Origin of the sequence: Glaciibacter superstes DSM 21135, assembly GCF_000421145.1 — a bacterium.
GTDB lineage: Bacteria > Actinomycetota > Actinomycetes > Actinomycetales > Microbacteriaceae > Cryobacterium > Cryobacterium superstes.
This window is the reverse complement of the sequence record NZ_ATWH01000010.1, coordinates 143034-157714: the sequence shown is the minus strand read 5'-3', so window position 1 is coordinate 157714 and position 14681 is coordinate 143034. Positions and strand designations below refer to the sequence as shown.

The 14681-nt window shown below is 67.1% G+C and carries 13 protein-coding genes and 1 tRNA gene; 5 read left to right on the top strand and 9 right to left on the bottom strand.

Annotation, left to right across the window (positions count from 1 at the left end):
- Nucleotides 1–34: 34 nt before the first annotated feature.
- On the bottom strand, nt 35–922 hold the full coding sequence (locus tag K323_RS0114840) for an aminodeoxychorismate lyase (RefSeq protein ID WP_022886063.1): 888 nt from the start codon (nt 920–922) through the stop codon (nt 35–37).
- 269 nt (nt 923–1191) lie between these two features.
- On the bottom strand, nt 1192–1821 hold the full coding sequence (locus tag K323_RS0114835) for a hypothetical protein (protein ID WP_022886062.1): 630 nt from the start codon (nt 1819–1821) through the stop codon (nt 1192–1194).
- 89 nt (nt 1822–1910) lie between these two features.
- Between K323_RS0114835 and K323_RS0114830 the strand changes: the two genes are divergently transcribed.
- Nucleotides 1911–1983 (top strand) — tRNA-Lys (locus K323_RS0114830).
- A 55-nt stretch (nt 1984–2038) separates the two neighbouring features.
- Here K323_RS0114830 and K323_RS0114825 read toward each other — a convergent pair.
- Nucleotides 2039–2719 (bottom strand): SDR family NAD(P)-dependent oxidoreductase, encoded by a 681-nt coding sequence (locus K323_RS0114825; protein ID WP_022886061.1) that lies wholly within the window; start codon nt 2717–2719, stop codon nt 2039–2041.
- Between the two features lie 130 nt (nt 2720–2849).
- Between K323_RS0114825 and K323_RS0114820 the strand changes: the two genes are divergently transcribed.
- Nucleotides 2850–3272 (top strand): winged helix-turn-helix transcriptional regulator, encoded by a 423-nt coding sequence (locus K323_RS0114820; RefSeq protein ID WP_022886060.1) that lies wholly within the window; start codon nt 2850–2852, stop codon nt 3270–3272.
- An 89-nt stretch (nt 3273–3361) separates the two neighbouring features.
- On the opposite strand, the gene K323_RS0114815 is transcribed toward K323_RS0114820, so the two are convergent.
- The 3 genes from K323_RS0114815 to K323_RS26370 all read right to left on the bottom strand — a co-directional run bounded on the left by K323_RS0114815 (nt 3362) and on the right by K323_RS26370 (nt 7020).
- Nucleotides 3362–4045: a DsbA family oxidoreductase gene (locus K323_RS0114815; protein WP_022886059.1), complete on the bottom strand. Its 684-nt coding sequence runs from the start codon at nt 4043–4045 to the stop codon at nt 3362–3364.
- 479 nt (nt 4046–4524) lie between these two features.
- Entirely contained in the window at nt 4525–5667 is a 1143-nt protein-coding gene (locus tag K323_RS0114805) for an MFS transporter (protein ID WP_245570996.1), read from the bottom strand.
- A 99-nt stretch (nt 5668–5766) separates the two neighbouring features.
- Nucleotides 5767–7020: an alpha-hydroxy acid oxidase gene (locus K323_RS26370; RefSeq protein WP_022886058.1), complete on the bottom strand. Its 1254-nt coding sequence runs from the start codon at nt 7018–7020 to the stop codon at nt 5767–5769.
- Nucleotides 7021–7217: 197 nt separating this feature from the next.
- Between K323_RS26370 and K323_RS0114795 the strand changes: the two genes are divergently transcribed.
- Nucleotides 7218–8882, top strand: coding sequence for a PucR family transcriptional regulator (locus K323_RS0114795; protein ID WP_157509452.1), 1665 nt, complete (start codon nt 7218–7220; stop codon nt 8880–8882).
- A 69-nt stretch (nt 8883–8951) separates the two neighbouring features.
- Here K323_RS0114795 and K323_RS26365 read toward each other — a convergent pair whose 3' ends face one another.
- Genes K323_RS26365 through K323_RS0114780 form a run of 3 tightly spaced genes read right to left on the bottom strand, consistent with a single transcriptional unit; the run spans nt 8952 to nt 12102 of the window.
- Nucleotides 8952–10238 carry a DUF445 domain-containing protein gene (locus tag K323_RS26365; protein WP_245570995.1) on the bottom strand — a complete coding sequence of 429 codons (1287 nt, stop codon included), beginning with the start codon at nt 10236–10238 and terminating at the stop codon, nt 8952–8954.
- A 22-nt stretch (nt 10239–10260) separates the two neighbouring features.
- The gene (locus K323_RS0114785; RefSeq protein WP_022886055.1) at nt 10261–11235 is read right to left on the bottom strand and encodes an aldose 1-epimerase family protein; all 975 of its coding nucleotides are present in this window, start codon (nt 11233–11235) and stop codon (nt 10261–10263) included.
- A gap of 39 nt (nt 11236–11274) precedes the next feature.
- Nucleotides 11275–12102: a DeoR/GlpR family DNA-binding transcription regulator gene (locus K323_RS0114780; RefSeq protein WP_022886054.1), complete on the bottom strand. Its 828-nt coding sequence runs from the start codon at nt 12100–12102 to the stop codon at nt 11275–11277.
- A gap of 84 nt (nt 12103–12186) precedes the next feature.
- Here K323_RS0114780 and galT point away from each other — a divergent pair, with 84 nt between their 5' ends.
- Together galT and galK are read left to right on the top strand one after the other, a co-directional pair.
- Nucleotides 12187–13398 carry a galactose-1-phosphate uridylyltransferase gene (gene galT, locus K323_RS26360; protein ID WP_022886053.1) on the top strand — a complete coding sequence of 404 codons (1212 nt, stop codon included), beginning with the start codon at nt 12187–12189 and terminating at the stop codon, nt 13396–13398.
- Nucleotides 13395–14555 carry a galactokinase gene (gene galK, locus K323_RS0114770; protein ID WP_022886052.1) on the top strand — a complete coding sequence of 387 codons (1161 nt, stop codon included), beginning with the start codon at nt 13395–13397 and terminating at the stop codon, nt 14553–14555. Before galT ends, galK begins: the two co-directional genes overlap by 4 nt.
- Nucleotides 14556–14681 lie beyond the last annotated feature (126 nt).

Sequence of the window (14681 nt, the reverse complement as noted above, 5' to 3'; positions counted from 1 at the left end):
TTCTCCTTTCGGCCAAGGAAGCGCGTCGTGCTTGTCAGGCGGCGCGGCCGAGCAGGTGGGCGTTCAGCGCCCTCGTGAGAGGTTGATCGGTGGGGAACGGCTGCCCGTCGAGTTCGGTCACCGACACTGCGAGCCGCACGCTGGAGACCAGCCACGCGGCATCCGCTCGCCGCAGCTCGTCCACCGTCACATCACGGTACTCGGTGCGCTCTCCCTCGGCTTCCAGGAACTCGAAGACGCTCTGCTGGGTGGTGCCATGCAGGATGGCGCCGCTCGGCGCCGGGGTGATGAACACTCCGCCGGCACGGATGATGACGCTGGACGTCGGCCCCTCCATCACGAAGCCGTCTGTGGTGAGAAAGATCGTGTCGTCCGCGCCCCGTCGCCTGGCCTCTCGCAGCGCCGCCATGTTGACTGCATAGCTGAGGGTCTTCGCGCCCATCAGGAGCCAGGGAGCGCGTTCGGCGACACCGCGCGGATAACCGCGGTCGAGGGTCACAACACGCACGCCGTTCTGGCGCACCGCCTTATGGTCTGGTGCGCGGGTGGCGTGGAGCCACGCGGTGGGTGCCGGGCCGTGCTCGACCCCCCTGCTCAGCACGATCTTGAGGGCGAGTTCGCCGTCGTGAGGGACGCGTGCCACCGCGTAGGCGATCGCTGCGCGCCACTGGGCAGCGTTCGGCACCGGCAGTTCGCAGATCTCGGCCGAGTTGGCGAGCCTGCTGATGTGCGGCTCCAGCTCCTGTGGGTGCCCTCCCACGACGGCGAGTGTCTCGAAGATCCCGTCACCGCGCTGGGTGCTGAGCTCTGCGACACGGAGCGCAGGGGCAGCCGATTCGATCTCGTGGAACGTGTCGGCGAAATCGATCTGCGCGGATTCAGCAGGAACCGGGTCGATCAATAGGGTGAAAGGCAGTGGCATGCATTGAGCCTAAAGCCAACGCCGGCCGCTGCGGGATTCACCAGGCAGGGTAATGGCCAGGCCGCAGAACGCCTCTCGGCGCGAGGCCGCTCGGAGCGGCGAATATTGGAGCCCGGGGTTACTGCGGCCCGGCCACGAACCAGTCTAAACGGACTCGGCCGGAACGCCAGCCTGTTCGCCCCTGGCTGAGCCATGCATCCCGCGCGCGTTGCCTGCGACGGTGCAGACTGCGACAGTGCAGGTTGTGACAGCGCAGGCGGATGCCGCAGTCAGTCGAGCGAGTCGTGTCGCCAGAGCCTGGCGCAGGAGACGAACTCCTGCGCGGTCGTCGAGAAGCGCAGTGCCCGTGTCGTGAGTTCGCTCGAGCGAGCCGGTTCCGTGGCATCCAGGTCGTCTGCGACGGAGGTGCAGCCGGTGGCGGTGACCCGGCAGAAGGCGGCAGCACGGTCGAGGGCGACCGCGAAGTCACCCGTGAACAGTCCGCGGAGGATCTCGTCAGCGAGCACGATGATCTCTTCTGGTCCTGTGGGCACGGATGCCCCGGCCACAACAGGGTCGATGGTGGTCGACACCTCGGTGCCGCGCTGGTAAAGGTAGGAGATCCCCTGTGGGTCTTGACGGATCAGCAGGCGCACCAGGTAGATGCGCCAGAGTGCGCCGGGCAAGCTCCGCGGGGTGGCACGAGACCAGAGTTCGGCGACCGCGTCGATCCCGTTCTCGTCGGTGTATGCCACGAGGCGTTCTACGACGTCGGGGTCAGGATCGTTGCGCACCCTGGCGAGCAGCGCATGTGCCGTCTCGTGCGCGACGCGACTGATCTGCGCGGGGTCTTCTCCGCCCTGGAACGACTCGAACTTGCCGCCGGAGAACTTCGTCGGCTTGTGGAATTCGTCAGCCATCGTTACCTCCCTGCGGTTCAGCGGCTGGAGTACTGGCTCAACGCTACCGACAAAAACCTCTGCCCATTCCACGGTAGATTATTAACCGAGGGCCTCTAGCTCAGTTGGTAGAGCATCGGACTTTTAATCCGCGGGTCGCCGGTTCGAGCCCGGCGGGGCCCACCGAATGTTGGATGTTCAAACCCGCGACGTCAGCGGGTTTGACATCTGCACCCTGTCACAGGGCGACGTAGGGCTGCTCGGCTCCGTCGCGCGTGGTGTGGGCGGTCCAGTAGTGCTGAGCGATGGTGTCGGGCTGGGTCTCGGGTCCGCCGCTGCCGATCCAGGCGAAGATCGGGACGTGCGCGACGTACACGCCGGTGGACTCGGTCGCCTGGTGCAGCTTCAGTGCGTAGCTGCGCAGCGCGCCGCTGCCGATGGTGGTCGTGGTGAACTCGACGGGACCGGCGAGCGGGTCTTTGGAAGTGCCGCCGGTGGTGTAGAGGATGGTGCCGCTGCCGCGCTCGATCATGGCGGGCAGCACCTGCTCGGTGGCCGCGATCCCGCCGTAGAGGTAGTAGTCGATCTGCGGCTGGATGGTGGCCCTGTTCGCCTCCAGCGGGCCCGGGTTGCTCAGTCCGGGGACGGGGGTGTGCGGGGCGGGCGAGTACTCCAGGACGTCCACGGCTCCGAAGCGGGCCTTGATCCGGTCGAAGGCGGAGGCGACCGAGGCCGGGTCCATGACGTCGGCGGCGAAGCCGGCGGCCTCGATCCCGGCTTCGTTCAACTCTGCGGCGAAGGCGTCGAGCTTCTCCTGGGTGCGGGAGACGAGCGCGACGGAGAATCCGTTGTCCCCGAAGGCCTTGGCGATGGACAGGCCGAGGCCGGATCCGGCTCCGACGATGGCGATGGTGGGCATGGTGAGTTCCTTTCGGTTCTTCGCGCGGCGAGGTCGGCCCCGCGAGTTCAATGGGACTGATACTTACTGATTGTGCGGTAACGGACTGAGAAGTATGTAGGCTGGTGGATGCGAACGGGAGGCGGACGAGATGGCGACACCGAGGAAGATCAGCGGTCCGTGCCAGGCATGGCCGAAGGACAGCGCCTATATCCGCGAGGTGCTCGACCGGATCGGCGAAAAGTGGACGGTGTTGATCATCAGCACCCTGAGCGCCGGCTCGTTGCGCTACTCCGACGTACAGGCGAGCATCCCGGGAATTTCCCAGCGGATGCTGACCCAGACGCTGAAGCACCTCGAGCGCGATGGACTGATCACCCGGACCGCTTACGCCGAGGTCCCGCCGCGCGTGGAGTACGAGCTGACGGATCTGGGCCGATCCCTGATCGATGCGGTGACGGCGATGGCTGGCTGGGCCGCCGCCCACCACACCGAGATCGCCAACAACCGGGCCGCCAGCGAACTGACCGGAGTCGGCCGAGGCAAGGCCGCGATCAGCGCGACGGCAGACTGACTCGTCCGTGGCGCTCACCGCTGCGTAGCATCGGGCGCATCGCCCGCTGGCAGGGCCGCCACGATCCGCAAGCCCGCTCCTCGCCTCGTTCATGACTCACGCTCGCTTGGCACGGGACCGGCCGCCTGATCCAGCAGCTGGCCGTAGTCAGCGGCCTTCCGGGCACCCGGGGCGGCCACCCGGCGGTCGAAGACGACGAACGGAACGCCGGTCGCGCCCAGCTCCAGGGCCTCACGGCGGTCGGCGCGCACGCGGTCGGCGTACTCGTTGCTCGCGAGGATCTCGCGGACTCGCTGCCCGTCCAGGCCGACTGACTCCGCGACGCGTGGGAGAGTGTCCGGGGCGTAGGGCTTGAGGGCGCCGGTGAAGAAGCCGTCCTGGACGTGGGAGAAGAACTCGAACCCGCGGCCCTGGTCGCCTGCGTACTGCACCACGCGGTGCAGGTCGAACGTGTTGGCGTTCAGGCGGTCCAGCGAGTACTCGAGTCCCTCCTTGCGAGCCATGGCCTGCATCTGGCGCTCGGCCTGGAGGACGTGGGCAGCAGTGCCGCCGTGGGCACGGATGAAACTCTCCTCATTCTTCTCCGGCTCGTGCGGCGCCTCCGGGTCCAGCTCGAAGGATCGCATCACGATCTGGAACCGATCCGCGTCCGGACGCTGTGCGATCGCGGCCTGAAGCCTGTGCTTTCCGACGTAGCACCACGGGCAGCCCAGGTCAGCCCACACCTCGATGATGACCTGCGACCCCTCAGATCGCGTTACCTGCTGAACCATCTTTCCCACCTCACTAGTAGTGCGTAACACCATCATGAGTGGGTAGGAGAGGACCTACAAAAGGCACTTTGAAGTGCGTTGGTAACGTCCGACTCGGCCTCCGGCCGGCCGGTAGGCGTCGGGCGTTGCTCCTGCGTCAGGCGAGATCATCGCCTCGTGCCCGCGATCGGGAATCTCCCAGAAGGAGTCTCACAAGCGAGAGGGCAGGCCGACCGCACGGGGCGGCCGGCCTGCACGTGAGCAAAGGTGCTACTGCTCCGAAGGCGAACGCGTCAGCGTCCCTTACGGGGTTTGATGAAGGAGTCTTCCGACTTGTCTCGCTTCGCAGCGCGCTTCTCCTTCAGGGAGAGTTTCGCCTGCTTCTTAACGTTGGGGCCGCTGGGGCTCTTGCCAGCCATGGTCACCTCGCTTCCGTCATCCAGATGGGCATGAACGTACGACCATAGCCCATTACCCCACCGAAAGCATTTCCTATCTGATCAGGAAATTTTCTGCTGGAGCCGCGGCATCCGCAGCGCATACAACGACGCTGCGGCAAGGAACACAACACCACTCGCGAACGCGACCGGGAACGACACCGAATCCACCAGCGCGCCGGCAACCAGCGGGCCGACGATCGCGCCGAAGTCAGAGAACATCGAGAACACCGCCACCGGTCTGCCACTGCCGGGGCCGGCCGCGTCGCCAACGGATGCCGCCGGCGCAGTCCCCATGAACGCCGCAGCCACCCCATAGAGGCACAGCAACGCCGTCAACACCCAGATCGACGGTGCGAACGGAATCGCCAGCATGCACACCGCCCCGACCGCGTACGCGCCGATGATTGCCGGCCGTCGCCCCACCGTGTCTACGAAGCGCCCCGCCGGGGCCAGCGCAATCGTCTGCACCACGGCAGCAGCCGCAAAGGCCAGGCCGGTGGATGCCGTCGGCTCGCGCAGCACCTCGACGACCAGCACCGGGATCAGCGCGCTGCGCACCCCGAACGACGCCCACCCCTGGGCAAGGTTCGCCAGGCACGCGGCCCTGAATCGCGGATCGCGGATGACCGTGCGAAACGGCACCGGGGCATCCGTCGCCCCATCAGAGGCGACCACCTGCGTCTTCGGCTGCAGCAGGACCAGACCGATCAGCCCTGCGACGGCCAGCGTGCCGGCGTAGAAGAAGAACGGCGCGGTCAGGGAGATCGTCGCCAGGAGCCCGCCCAGTGCCGGCCCGGCCATTCCACCAATCAGGAATCCGCCCTGGTAGAAGCCGACCGCACGCCCGCGACGCGACGGCGGAGTCGAGCCGAGCAGCAGGGTCATTGCTGAGACCGAGAACATCGCGGAACCGATTCCCCCGGCCCCGCGCCAGAGCAGCAGCTCTGCGTAGCTGCCCGCCACGCCGACGAGGGCGCTGGAGACCGCGACGATTCCGATCCCGATGGCCAGGATCGTGCGTTCGCCTGCCCAATCGATCAGCCGCCCGCAGAACGGACTGGCCACGAAACGCATCAGCGCAAACGCCGAGACGACAGCCCCGACCTCGAGGTAACCCACGTCGAAGCTGCGCACATACACCGGCAGCACCGGCACGACAACACCGAACCCGAGCATCACGAAGAACGCGATGATGCCGAGCACGACCACGTCGCGCGCGAGCCGTTGCGTGTCGCCTGGCCGCTTGATGGCAGATCCTGTCTGAGTATCCCGCCGTACCCGATCCGGGCCGTTCTTCCGACTCTAGCCGGGCATCACGTCGTCGCGTACCGCTGCCGTCACCTCGCGCACGATCGTTGCCCCATTGGCCTTCAGCTCGGCCACCGACGACACCCCGACGAGCGTCATAGTGCGCACGAGCTCATCGGCCAGGATGTCGATCACCCGGCCGACACCCGCCGATCCGCCGGCCACCAGGCCGTAGAGGTATGGCCGCCCGATCGAGCACGCGTCGGCGCCGAGAGCGAGCGCCTTGACGATGTCACTCCCCCGTCGAATGCCGGAGTCCACAATCAGTTCGATGTTGTCGCCGACGCGCTGACGTGACTCCTGGATGACATCCATCGGGTTCAGCATGTGGTCGAGCTGCCGCCCGCCGTGGTTGCTCAGCTGCACCGCGTCAACGCCGAGGCTGGCCGCCCGCGCGACGTCGCCGGGGTTCACGGTGCCCTTCAGCACGATCTTTCCCGGCCACATCATCCGTAGCTCTTCCAGGTCGTCCCACCCCTGACCAGACTCCGAATGCCCGAGAATCTGCTCCCACATCGACGGCGTGACCATCGACCCCCCTGCGGCGGCAGGTTCGAGATTGGGAAAACGGATGCCGTCTGCGCGCAGGAAATTGACCCACCAGCCTGGCCGGGTGGCAATGTCGATCAGCGAGGCGAGCGTCAGCGCCGGAGGGGCCGTGAACCCGTTGCGCCGATCGCGCTCCCGCGACCCGAGGGCGCGGGTATCGACTCCCACCACCAGCGTGTGGAAGCCGGCGGCCTCACACCGTTCGAGCTTCGAGGCCAGGTATCCCTTGTCGGGTGAGAGGCCGATGTTGAACCAGCGATCGAGGTCGGGCGAGGTCGCCGCGAGATCCTCCATAGCGACGGTGCTGAGTCCGGCCAGGACGTAGGGGAGACCGGCGGCTGCAGCGGCCCGGCCGACCGCGAGCTCACCCTCCGGGTGGAACAATCGCGTCGCCCCCGTCGGGGTGAGCGTCAGGGGCAGTGCGATGTCGCGCCCGAGCAGCGTGGTGGTCGTGGTGGGAACGGTCAGTGATCCCCACGCGGGCATGAGACCCCACCGGTCGAACACCGAACGGTTGCGCACCAGGGTCGCCTCGTCTTCGGCGCCACCGTCGAGGTAGTCGAAGATGCCGGCGGGCAGCACGCGGCGGGCTGCGGCTCGGTATTCGGCGACATTCCAGGCCGTGGCCAGCGTGCGGCGCTTCCGCGAAAGCACGGGCGTCTTGACCTGCACGAGCTGCCTGACATCGCTGAGTTTCACGTTTCGCCTCACTGGTTCCGGGCGCGAATATCGGCTGCGCTGCCGGTCAGCCTAGAATCTGAGGCGGTCATACTCTATGGACATCGGTACGAAGAGAGAGGGTGCGCGCTGTGGCGAGTTACCAACGGGAGTCCGGTGTCGATGCGAGTGTCGATTCAGGTGTTGATTCGGGTGTTGATTCACACGATGGGCAACGGATGCCCACCGTCGCGGAACTCGGTCGGGCCGTCGGCGACGAGATCGCCAGTCTCGTTCTCTCCTCAGCCGACACCGGTGCCACCATTACCGGTTCCGTACTCTACGACGCGGCGGGTCGGTCGGAATCTGGTTCGCCACCCAGATTCCCCGGTGCCCTGGCGCTGGCGGTCGGGCTTCCCATCGCTGACGACCACATCGCAGAACGTTTCCAGGAACTCCACACAGCCGGATTCCTTGCGCTCGTCTACAAAGCACACGGTGCGCAGGAGACCACGCTGCATCGTGCTGCAGAGGCGAGCGGAATTGCGCTCTTCCGTGCCAGGGACTCTGTGCCGTGGGACCAGCTCGCCGAATTGTTCAGAGCCGCCATCGCCCCACAGGACGCGTCTCGGAGAGCACTGGTCGACATCCGCCCCGGTGATCTGTTCGAGCTGGCCAACGCCGTCGCCTCCCTGGCCGGAGGCGCCGTGGCCATCGCGGATCCCGACCAGACCGTGCTGGCCTATTCCACCCTCCCCGAACACCCCATCGACGAGACCAGGCGCACCTCGATCCTGCATCTCCAGGTTCCGCACACCGACCAGAACGACCGGGACTACCGGCGGGTACACGCCTCACGTGACGTTGTCAGCGTCGCACCGGGCGAGTACTCGCTGACCAGATCGGCCATGGCGATCAGGGCGGGGAGCGTCGTTCTCGGGTCGCTCTGGCTGATCGACGCGAGCGGTGCGGGTTCGGGCAGCGCTGATTCGGGCAGCACCGGTTCGAGCAGCGCCGACACCGCAGACACCGACCGAATTCTGCGGGAGGCCGCGAATGTCGCCGCGCTGCACCTCCTGCACCGCCGCACTAATCACGACTCAGGCCGCTCGCGCCAGATCGACCTCGTGAGGCCACTTCTCTTCGAGGCAGGGCGGGCGGAACTCGCTGCCGTACAGCTCGGTCTGCCGACCGATCCTGTGCGGGTCGTCGCCGTCGCCGCGGCCGGCCAGCACGGCTCCGCGCCAGACATCCTGCAGGCCGGGCTGCGCCTTTTCGACTCGGTGCGCACGGCCTGTGCCGTCTGGCTTCCGACGGCGGCGTGCGGGCTCGCGGACAACATCGTCTACGTCGTGTTGCCGCAGTCATCGAATTCAACCGCCGCTTTCCAGTTCAACGCGATGCGCCGCATCGTGCAACACACGCGCCGTCTGCTGTCCCGACCGGTCCTGGCCGGCTTCGGCCTTGCCGTGCCCGTCGGCGATGCAGGCAAGTCGCGCGCGGATGCCGAGGTCGTTTTGGCCGTGCTCCTCCGGGATGCAGAGGAGGGGCTGCTGCATCCCGATAGCGACGCAGACGCCGCGGTCGCAGACCAGGACTCGATGGGGCCGAGGCTCCAGTTGGGTCGAATCGTCACAGAACTCCGTCAGGCGGGTCAGCTCCCCGGCGACTACGCCACCAGGATCGCCGAGCACGACGTGCGGCGAAAGACATCATTCGAGGAGACGATCCGCACCTACCTCGACGCCAGCGCGAATGCGATCGAGACGGCGACTCGGCTCCGGTTGCACCCGAACACGGTGCGCTACCGGCTGTCGCGCGTCGAGCCGCTGTTCGGACTCCGGCTCGACGATCCGGAGACTCGCCTGCTGCTCTGGCTGCAGCTCTGGGCCCGGCAGCATTAGACGGGCCGCCTCGGCTCAACAATCGCACGGCTTCCCGCTCATTCTGCTGCATCCGCGACACCGCACACGTCAGGCCAGCGCCGCCAGAGCGTTCGCGACCACGAAGATCGCCAGCCCGGCGAGCGCCCCGACGACCGTGCCGTTGATGCGAATGAACTGCAGGTCCTTGCCCACCTGCAGCTCGATCTTCTGCGTGGTCTCCGTCGCATCCCACCGCTCGACGGTCTCGGTGATGACCGCGGCGATCTCGTGCCGGTAGCTCGAGATCACGGTGCTCGCGGTGTCTGCGACCCACGTGTCGACCCGCCTGCCGAGCGCGGAGTCGCCGGCCAGGCGAGCACCGACATCCGTCAGCGTTGAACGGATGCCGCGGCGCAGCGCGCTCGACGAGTCATCCAGTCCGTCCAGCAGTGACTCCTTCACCGCGTCCCACGTCTCTCCGGCGAATTCTCGCAAGCGCGGGCTGTCAAGAAGTTCGAGCTTCAGCGCCTCTGCGCGACCGATCATCGCCGGGTCGTGCTGCAGGTCGTTCATCACGTCAGCCAGCCAGGTGTCGAGCGCAGTGCGCATCGGATGCGCCGGGTCTCCACGCACCGCGCCGATGAATCCCAGCACCTCGCGGAACGCCCTGTCATCCACGATTCGGTCGACGAAGCCGGGCAGCCAGCCGGGCAGCCGGTCTGACACAGCACGGCCGAACGCCTCAGGATGCGCGGCCAGCCAGGCCTCCGCCTTGTCGAGCACCAGGTCGACGGCCGCGTGCTGCTGGCCGGATTCGACCAGTCGCTGCCCGACGCGACCGAGGCCGGGGCCCCACTCCGGCTCGAGCAGGTGCTCGCGGGCCACCGCTTCGATCAGCTCGCGGATGCTGTCGTCGTCGAGCAGCTCGAGCACGCTGCGAGCGGCAACCGCGAGCTCATCGCTGACCCGGCCGGCATTCTCCTCGCGCGCCAGCCAGCCGCCGAGGCGTGCGGAGATTCCGACCGATTCCAGCTTGCCGCGCACCACGACCTCTGAAAGGAAGTTCGACTCCACGAACTCGCCGAGGCTCGCCCCGATCTCGTCCTTGCGATTCGCGATGATGTTGGTGTGCGGAATCCGAAGCCCGAGCGGGTACCGGAACAGCGCCGTCACCGCGAACCAGTCCGCGATCGCACCGACCATGCCGCCCTCCGCCGCGGCGCGCACGTACTCGAGCCACGGGTAGCGCTCCTGCAGGGCGAAGGCCACCGCGAAGACGACGGCCATCAGCACGAGCAGCGAGGTCGCGAGGCGCTTCATGCGCACCAGGGCGATCAGTCGTTCGGCATCCTGGGCGCCGAGTGCGATGGGCGTCTGCGTCTGGTTCTGCGTCACGGTCGAGTGCCTGACATCCGTTTCAGCCAACGATTCCGGTGTGACGGATGCCCCAGCGCACCGTCCACTCCTCACCCGGCGTCAGCCAGCGAAGGCCATCACCAGAGTTGAAGGCGTCGGCCGGTGCCGTCATCGGCTCGATCGCGACCGCTTGCCTGGTGACCGTGCCTGTCTTCGTCCGCACCGGGAATGTGCTCGGCGTGAACACCTGCAGGTAGCGGATATTCTCATCGCCCCAGAGGCTGACCGTTCGACCGTCCGGCGCGGTGAGCGTGTGTTCACTGCGGGAATGCTCACTGTGTGTGTGCCCTGAGGGCCCGTGCCCCATGCTCACTCCGGTGAAGCCGTCGTCGAGATCGAGTTCGTGCACCGCGCGATCGGTGCGCAGGTCATACTTCGTTCGCGTCACCGACGACGTGCCGACGGGGAGCATCCGCTCGTCGACGTCGATGTGCGTCTCAGCTGCCACCCGAAGCAGTAATTCGCTGCTCGGCACGTCGCCGATGCGCAGGTAGGGGTGGGCGCCGATGGCGACTGGCGCATCGCCCTCCCCGACGTTGCGGATGACGTGCGTCACGTCGAGCCCGTCGGCGACAAGCGCATATGACACCTCGGTGTCGAGCTGGAACGGATATCCAGCCTGCGGAAACACCGTCGCTGCAAGTGTGACCATGCTTTGTGTGCGTAAGGTCTCCCGGTACGGCGAATAGCGCAGAAGACCGTGGATGGCGTTGTGCCTGGCCGGCTCGGTGATGGCGAGCTGGCGAGCGCTGCCGTCCCGGTTCCAGCGGCCATCACGGATGCGATTCGGCCAGGGGACCAGCACGATACCGGCACCCATCGGTGGCGGCGCCTGCTCCGCAAAGGTCTCAACGAGATCTATGCCGCTGACGGCATATGAACGGATGCCGGCAGCCACCTCTGTGATCACCGCCGTCGCCGGGCCACTCGGAGTGTCTGCCGCGAGTTCGAACTGGGTTCCCGTTGCTGCGCGCATGACTTCAGCTTATGCACCTGCAGCTGTTTCGCCGGCTCCCTATTCCGGCAGGAGCACCGTGAGCCCTGCGTCGCGAAGTGCGGCGATCTCGCCGGCCGGCGCTGCGGCATCCGTCACCAGCGTCTCGAACGCGCCCAACGCGCCGACGAGACCCAGGTGCGCACGGCCGAGTTTCGAGCCGTCTGCGACGACGATGCAGCGTGCGGCGGCGCGCAGCATGACCGTCTTGAGGCCGGCCTCCGGGAGGTTCACGTTGGTGACGCCGTGCACGGCGTCGACGCCGCTGCAGCCGATAAAGGCAAGGTCGGCGTGCATCTGGCTGAGCACGGTTGTTGCCATCGGCTCGACCAGGGAGTGCTGCAGGGGGCGCAGCGACCCGCCCGTCACGATCACCGTGAAGCGCGGGATCGCCGGTTCCAGTTCGAGAGCGATGCTGAGCCCGTTGGTGATGACCACGACGTCGGTGAGATCGGTGCGGGCCCGGAGCGCCCTGGCCACGGCGAGAGTTGTGGTGCCGACGTCGAGGATCACACTCTGGCCGCTCGCCACCAGCGAAGCGGCCAGGGCTCCGATCTGCTGCTTCGGAATCACCGAGGATGCCAGTGCCTCTTCGAACGACGACTCCCGGTGTACAGGCCCGTCTACCTGGGGTTGCGACGGGACCGCACCTCCGTGCACACGCTGGGCATCTCCAGAGGCCACCAGCGCATCGAGATCCGCTCGCGCGGTGACGCTCGAGACCCCGAAGGCGCCCCGCAACTCGCTCACCCGCACGAATCCACGCTCGTCGAGCAGCCGCAGGATCCGCTCCCGTCGAAGCGGAGCCGGCAGCGTGCCGTGCTCGTCGCCTGGGGTAGAGGTGGTCATGCCCCTATCTTCACTCACTTTGCTTTAGTTTTCAATATGAAACATTTGGTTTCTCATCCGAAGATCAGATATCGTGGTGCTGTCATGAACAGCGCACCCACCACCGGCTTCGTCGCCGACACCAGAATCGCCCGGCAGCAGCACACTCTCGCCGACGGCCGCGAACTCATCTACTTCGACGACCCTGACACGACGTTGCCGCCCGAACGCGCGGCAGACACCCGTGATCTCGCCCCGCGCCCCGCGAACGCCACCATGCGCCAGGATGCCCTGACCGGCGAGTGGGTCTCCATCGCCGCCGCCCGCCAGAACCGTGTGTTCCTGCCGCCTGCGCATCTCGACCCGCTGGCGCCGTCGACGCCGGAGAACCCCTCAGAGATCCCGAGCAACTACGACGTGGCCGTGTTCGAGAACAAGTCGCCCTCGTTCGGACCGCTGCTGACGGATGCCGGTGCGCCTAATGGACTGGACGACCTGTCCCAGATCGGCCTTGGTCGCACCCGCACGTCGGTGGGCCGGTGCGAGGTGGTGTGCTTCTCTCCAGAGCACGAAGGTTCGTTCGCCACCCTGTCGACGACGCGCGCGCGCACCGTGATCGAGGCCTGGGCCGAGCGCACCGACGCGCTGTCGGCACTGCCTGGTGTCGAGCAGGTTTTCCCGTTCGAGAACCGCGGCGAAGCGATCGGGGTGACCCTGCACCACCCGCACGGGCAGATCTACTCCTACCCATACGTCACGCCGCGCACGCAGCAGCTCATCCGCTCGATCGAGCGCTACGACGGCGACCTCTTCGCCGACATCCTCGCCAGCGAGCAGGCGGGCGACCGCCTCATCCTGCGTGGTGAACACTGGAGCGCGTTCGTGCCGTTCGCAGCGCGCTGGCCGATCGAGGTGCACATGCTCCCGCATCGGCACCTTCCCGACTTCGCGGCCACCACCCTCGCCGAGCGCGACGAACTCGCCGTGCTCTACCGGCGTCTCCTGCGCGGAATCGACGCCATGTACGAGACCCCAACGCCCTACATCGCGGCCTGGCACCAGGCGCCGGTGAATGTGCACCAGGGCGACATCCGGCTGATGCTGCAGGTGACCAGTCCACGGCGGGCGGCAGACAAACTCAAGTACCTCGCCGGTTCAGAGGCCGCCATGGGCGCCTGGATCGGAGACGTCGCACCGGAGCAGGCCGCAGCGGCGATTCTGGATGCCGTGGCGCGCGCCGCCGCTGACGATGCGGAGCCGGCATCGGCATCCGTTTCGCCTGCTACCGACACCTTGACGGATAGGACCGCACAATGACCGACCTGCAGCGCGATGTTCTCACCGGGTTCGAGAGTCGGTTCAATCGCCGGCCCGCCGGGCTGTGGTCTGCACCGGGCCGGGTCAATCTGATCGGCGAGCACACCGATTACAACGAGGGTTTCGTCTTTCCGTTCGCGATCGACCGGCGCACCGTGATCGCGCTCGGGCTCCGCGACGACCGACTGATCAGGGTGGCGAGCTCCTTCGCCGAAGAGGCCATCGAACTCTGCTTGGAGGAGCTGTTCCCCGAGAACCTGAGCGGCTGGTCCGCCTATCCGCTCGGGGTTGCCTGGGCGCTCGGCCAGTTCGGCGCGAACCTCGGCGAGCTGAAGGGGTTCGAGGTCTTCATCGACTCCGAAGTGCCGATCGGCGCTGGGTTGTCGTCGTCTGCCGCGATCGAGAGTGCCGTCGCCGTCGCGTTGAACGACGTCTGGCGACTGAACCTCGACCACCGCACCCTGGCCAGGGTCGGGCAGCTCGCCGAGAACCGTGCCGTCGGCGCACCGACCGGCATCATGGACCAGTCGGCATCCCTGCTCGGCCGAGCGGACGCCGGGGTGTTCCTCGACTGCCGCAGCCTCGAGTCAGAGGTGATCCCGCTCGGGTTCGATGCCGCCGGCCTTGAACTGCTGATCATCGATACAAAGGTGAGCCATTCACACGCGACGGGCGGGTACGCGGCACGGCGGGCATCCTGCGAGGCCGGCGCCGGTGCGCTCGGCGTCGACTCACTGCGCGACCTTGACATCGACGATCTTCCTCGCGCGGCCGAGGTGCTGGGCGACGAGACCTTCCGGCGCGTTCGCCACGTGGTCACCGAGAATCGTCGGGTACTCGATACGGTGCGCACGCTTCGCGAACAGGGCCCGACGGCGATCGGCGCGTTGCTTGACGCGTCACACACGTCGATGCGCGATGACTTCGAGATCTCGGTGCCCGAGCTCGATCTCGCCGTGGAGACGGCCCGGCTGGCCGGCGCGATCGGCGCCAGGATGACCGGGGGCGGGTTTGGCGGCGCCGCCATTGCCCTGACCCCGCACGCGCTGGTGCCGGCGGTGACGGCGGCCGTGATGGCCGCGTTCGACGCTCGCGGCTTCGCGACGCCCGACATTTTTGTCGTGCACGCCGCGGACGGCGCTGGCCGCGAGCAGTAACAGCATCGCTCCCGCGTTCCGCGTTCCCGCGTTCCGCCCGCCAAAGTAGGAAAGAAAGCGCCTTCGTGCGCCAAACGAGGACGGATCACGCTCTCACTCGTGACTTCTCCTACGTTCACGACACGG

Coding starts and splice junctions, on each gene's coding strand:
- K323_RS0114835 (WP_022886062.1), bottom strand. CDS start 1,821: ATGGCTGACGAATTCCACAAGCCGACGAAGTTCTCCGGCGGCAAGTTC.
- K323_RS0114820 (WP_022886060.1), top strand. CDS start 2,850: ATGGCGACACCGAGGAAGATCAGCGGTCCGTGCCAGGCATGGCCGAAG.
- K323_RS0114780 (WP_022886054.1), bottom strand. CDS start 12,102: ATGACCACCTCTACCCCAGGCGACGAGCACGGCACGCTGCCGGCTCCG.
- K323_RS0114795 (WP_157509452.1), top strand. CDS start 7,218: ATGCCCACCGTCGCGGAACTCGGTCGGGCCGTCGGCGACGAGATCGCC.
- K323_RS0114840 (WP_022886063.1), bottom strand. CDS start 922: ATGCCACTGCCTTTCACCCTATTGATCGACCCGGTTCCTGCTGAATCC.
- galT (WP_022886053.1), top strand. CDS start 12,187: ATGAACAGCGCACCCACCACCGGCTTCGTCGCCGACACCAGAATCGCC.
- galK (WP_022886052.1), top strand. CDS start 13,395: ATGACCGACCTGCAGCGCGATGTTCTCACCGGGTTCGAGAGTCGGTTC.
- K323_RS0114785 (WP_022886055.1), bottom strand. CDS start 11,235: ATGCGCGCAGCAACGGGAACCCAGTTCGAACTCGCGGCAGACACTCCG.
- K323_RS0114815 (WP_022886059.1), bottom strand. CDS start 4,045: ATGGTTCAGCAGGTAACGCGATCTGAGGGGTCGCAGGTCATCATCGAG.
- K323_RS0114825 (WP_022886061.1), bottom strand. CDS start 2,719: ATGCCCACCATCGCCATCGTCGGAGCCGGATCCGGCCTCGGCCTGTCC.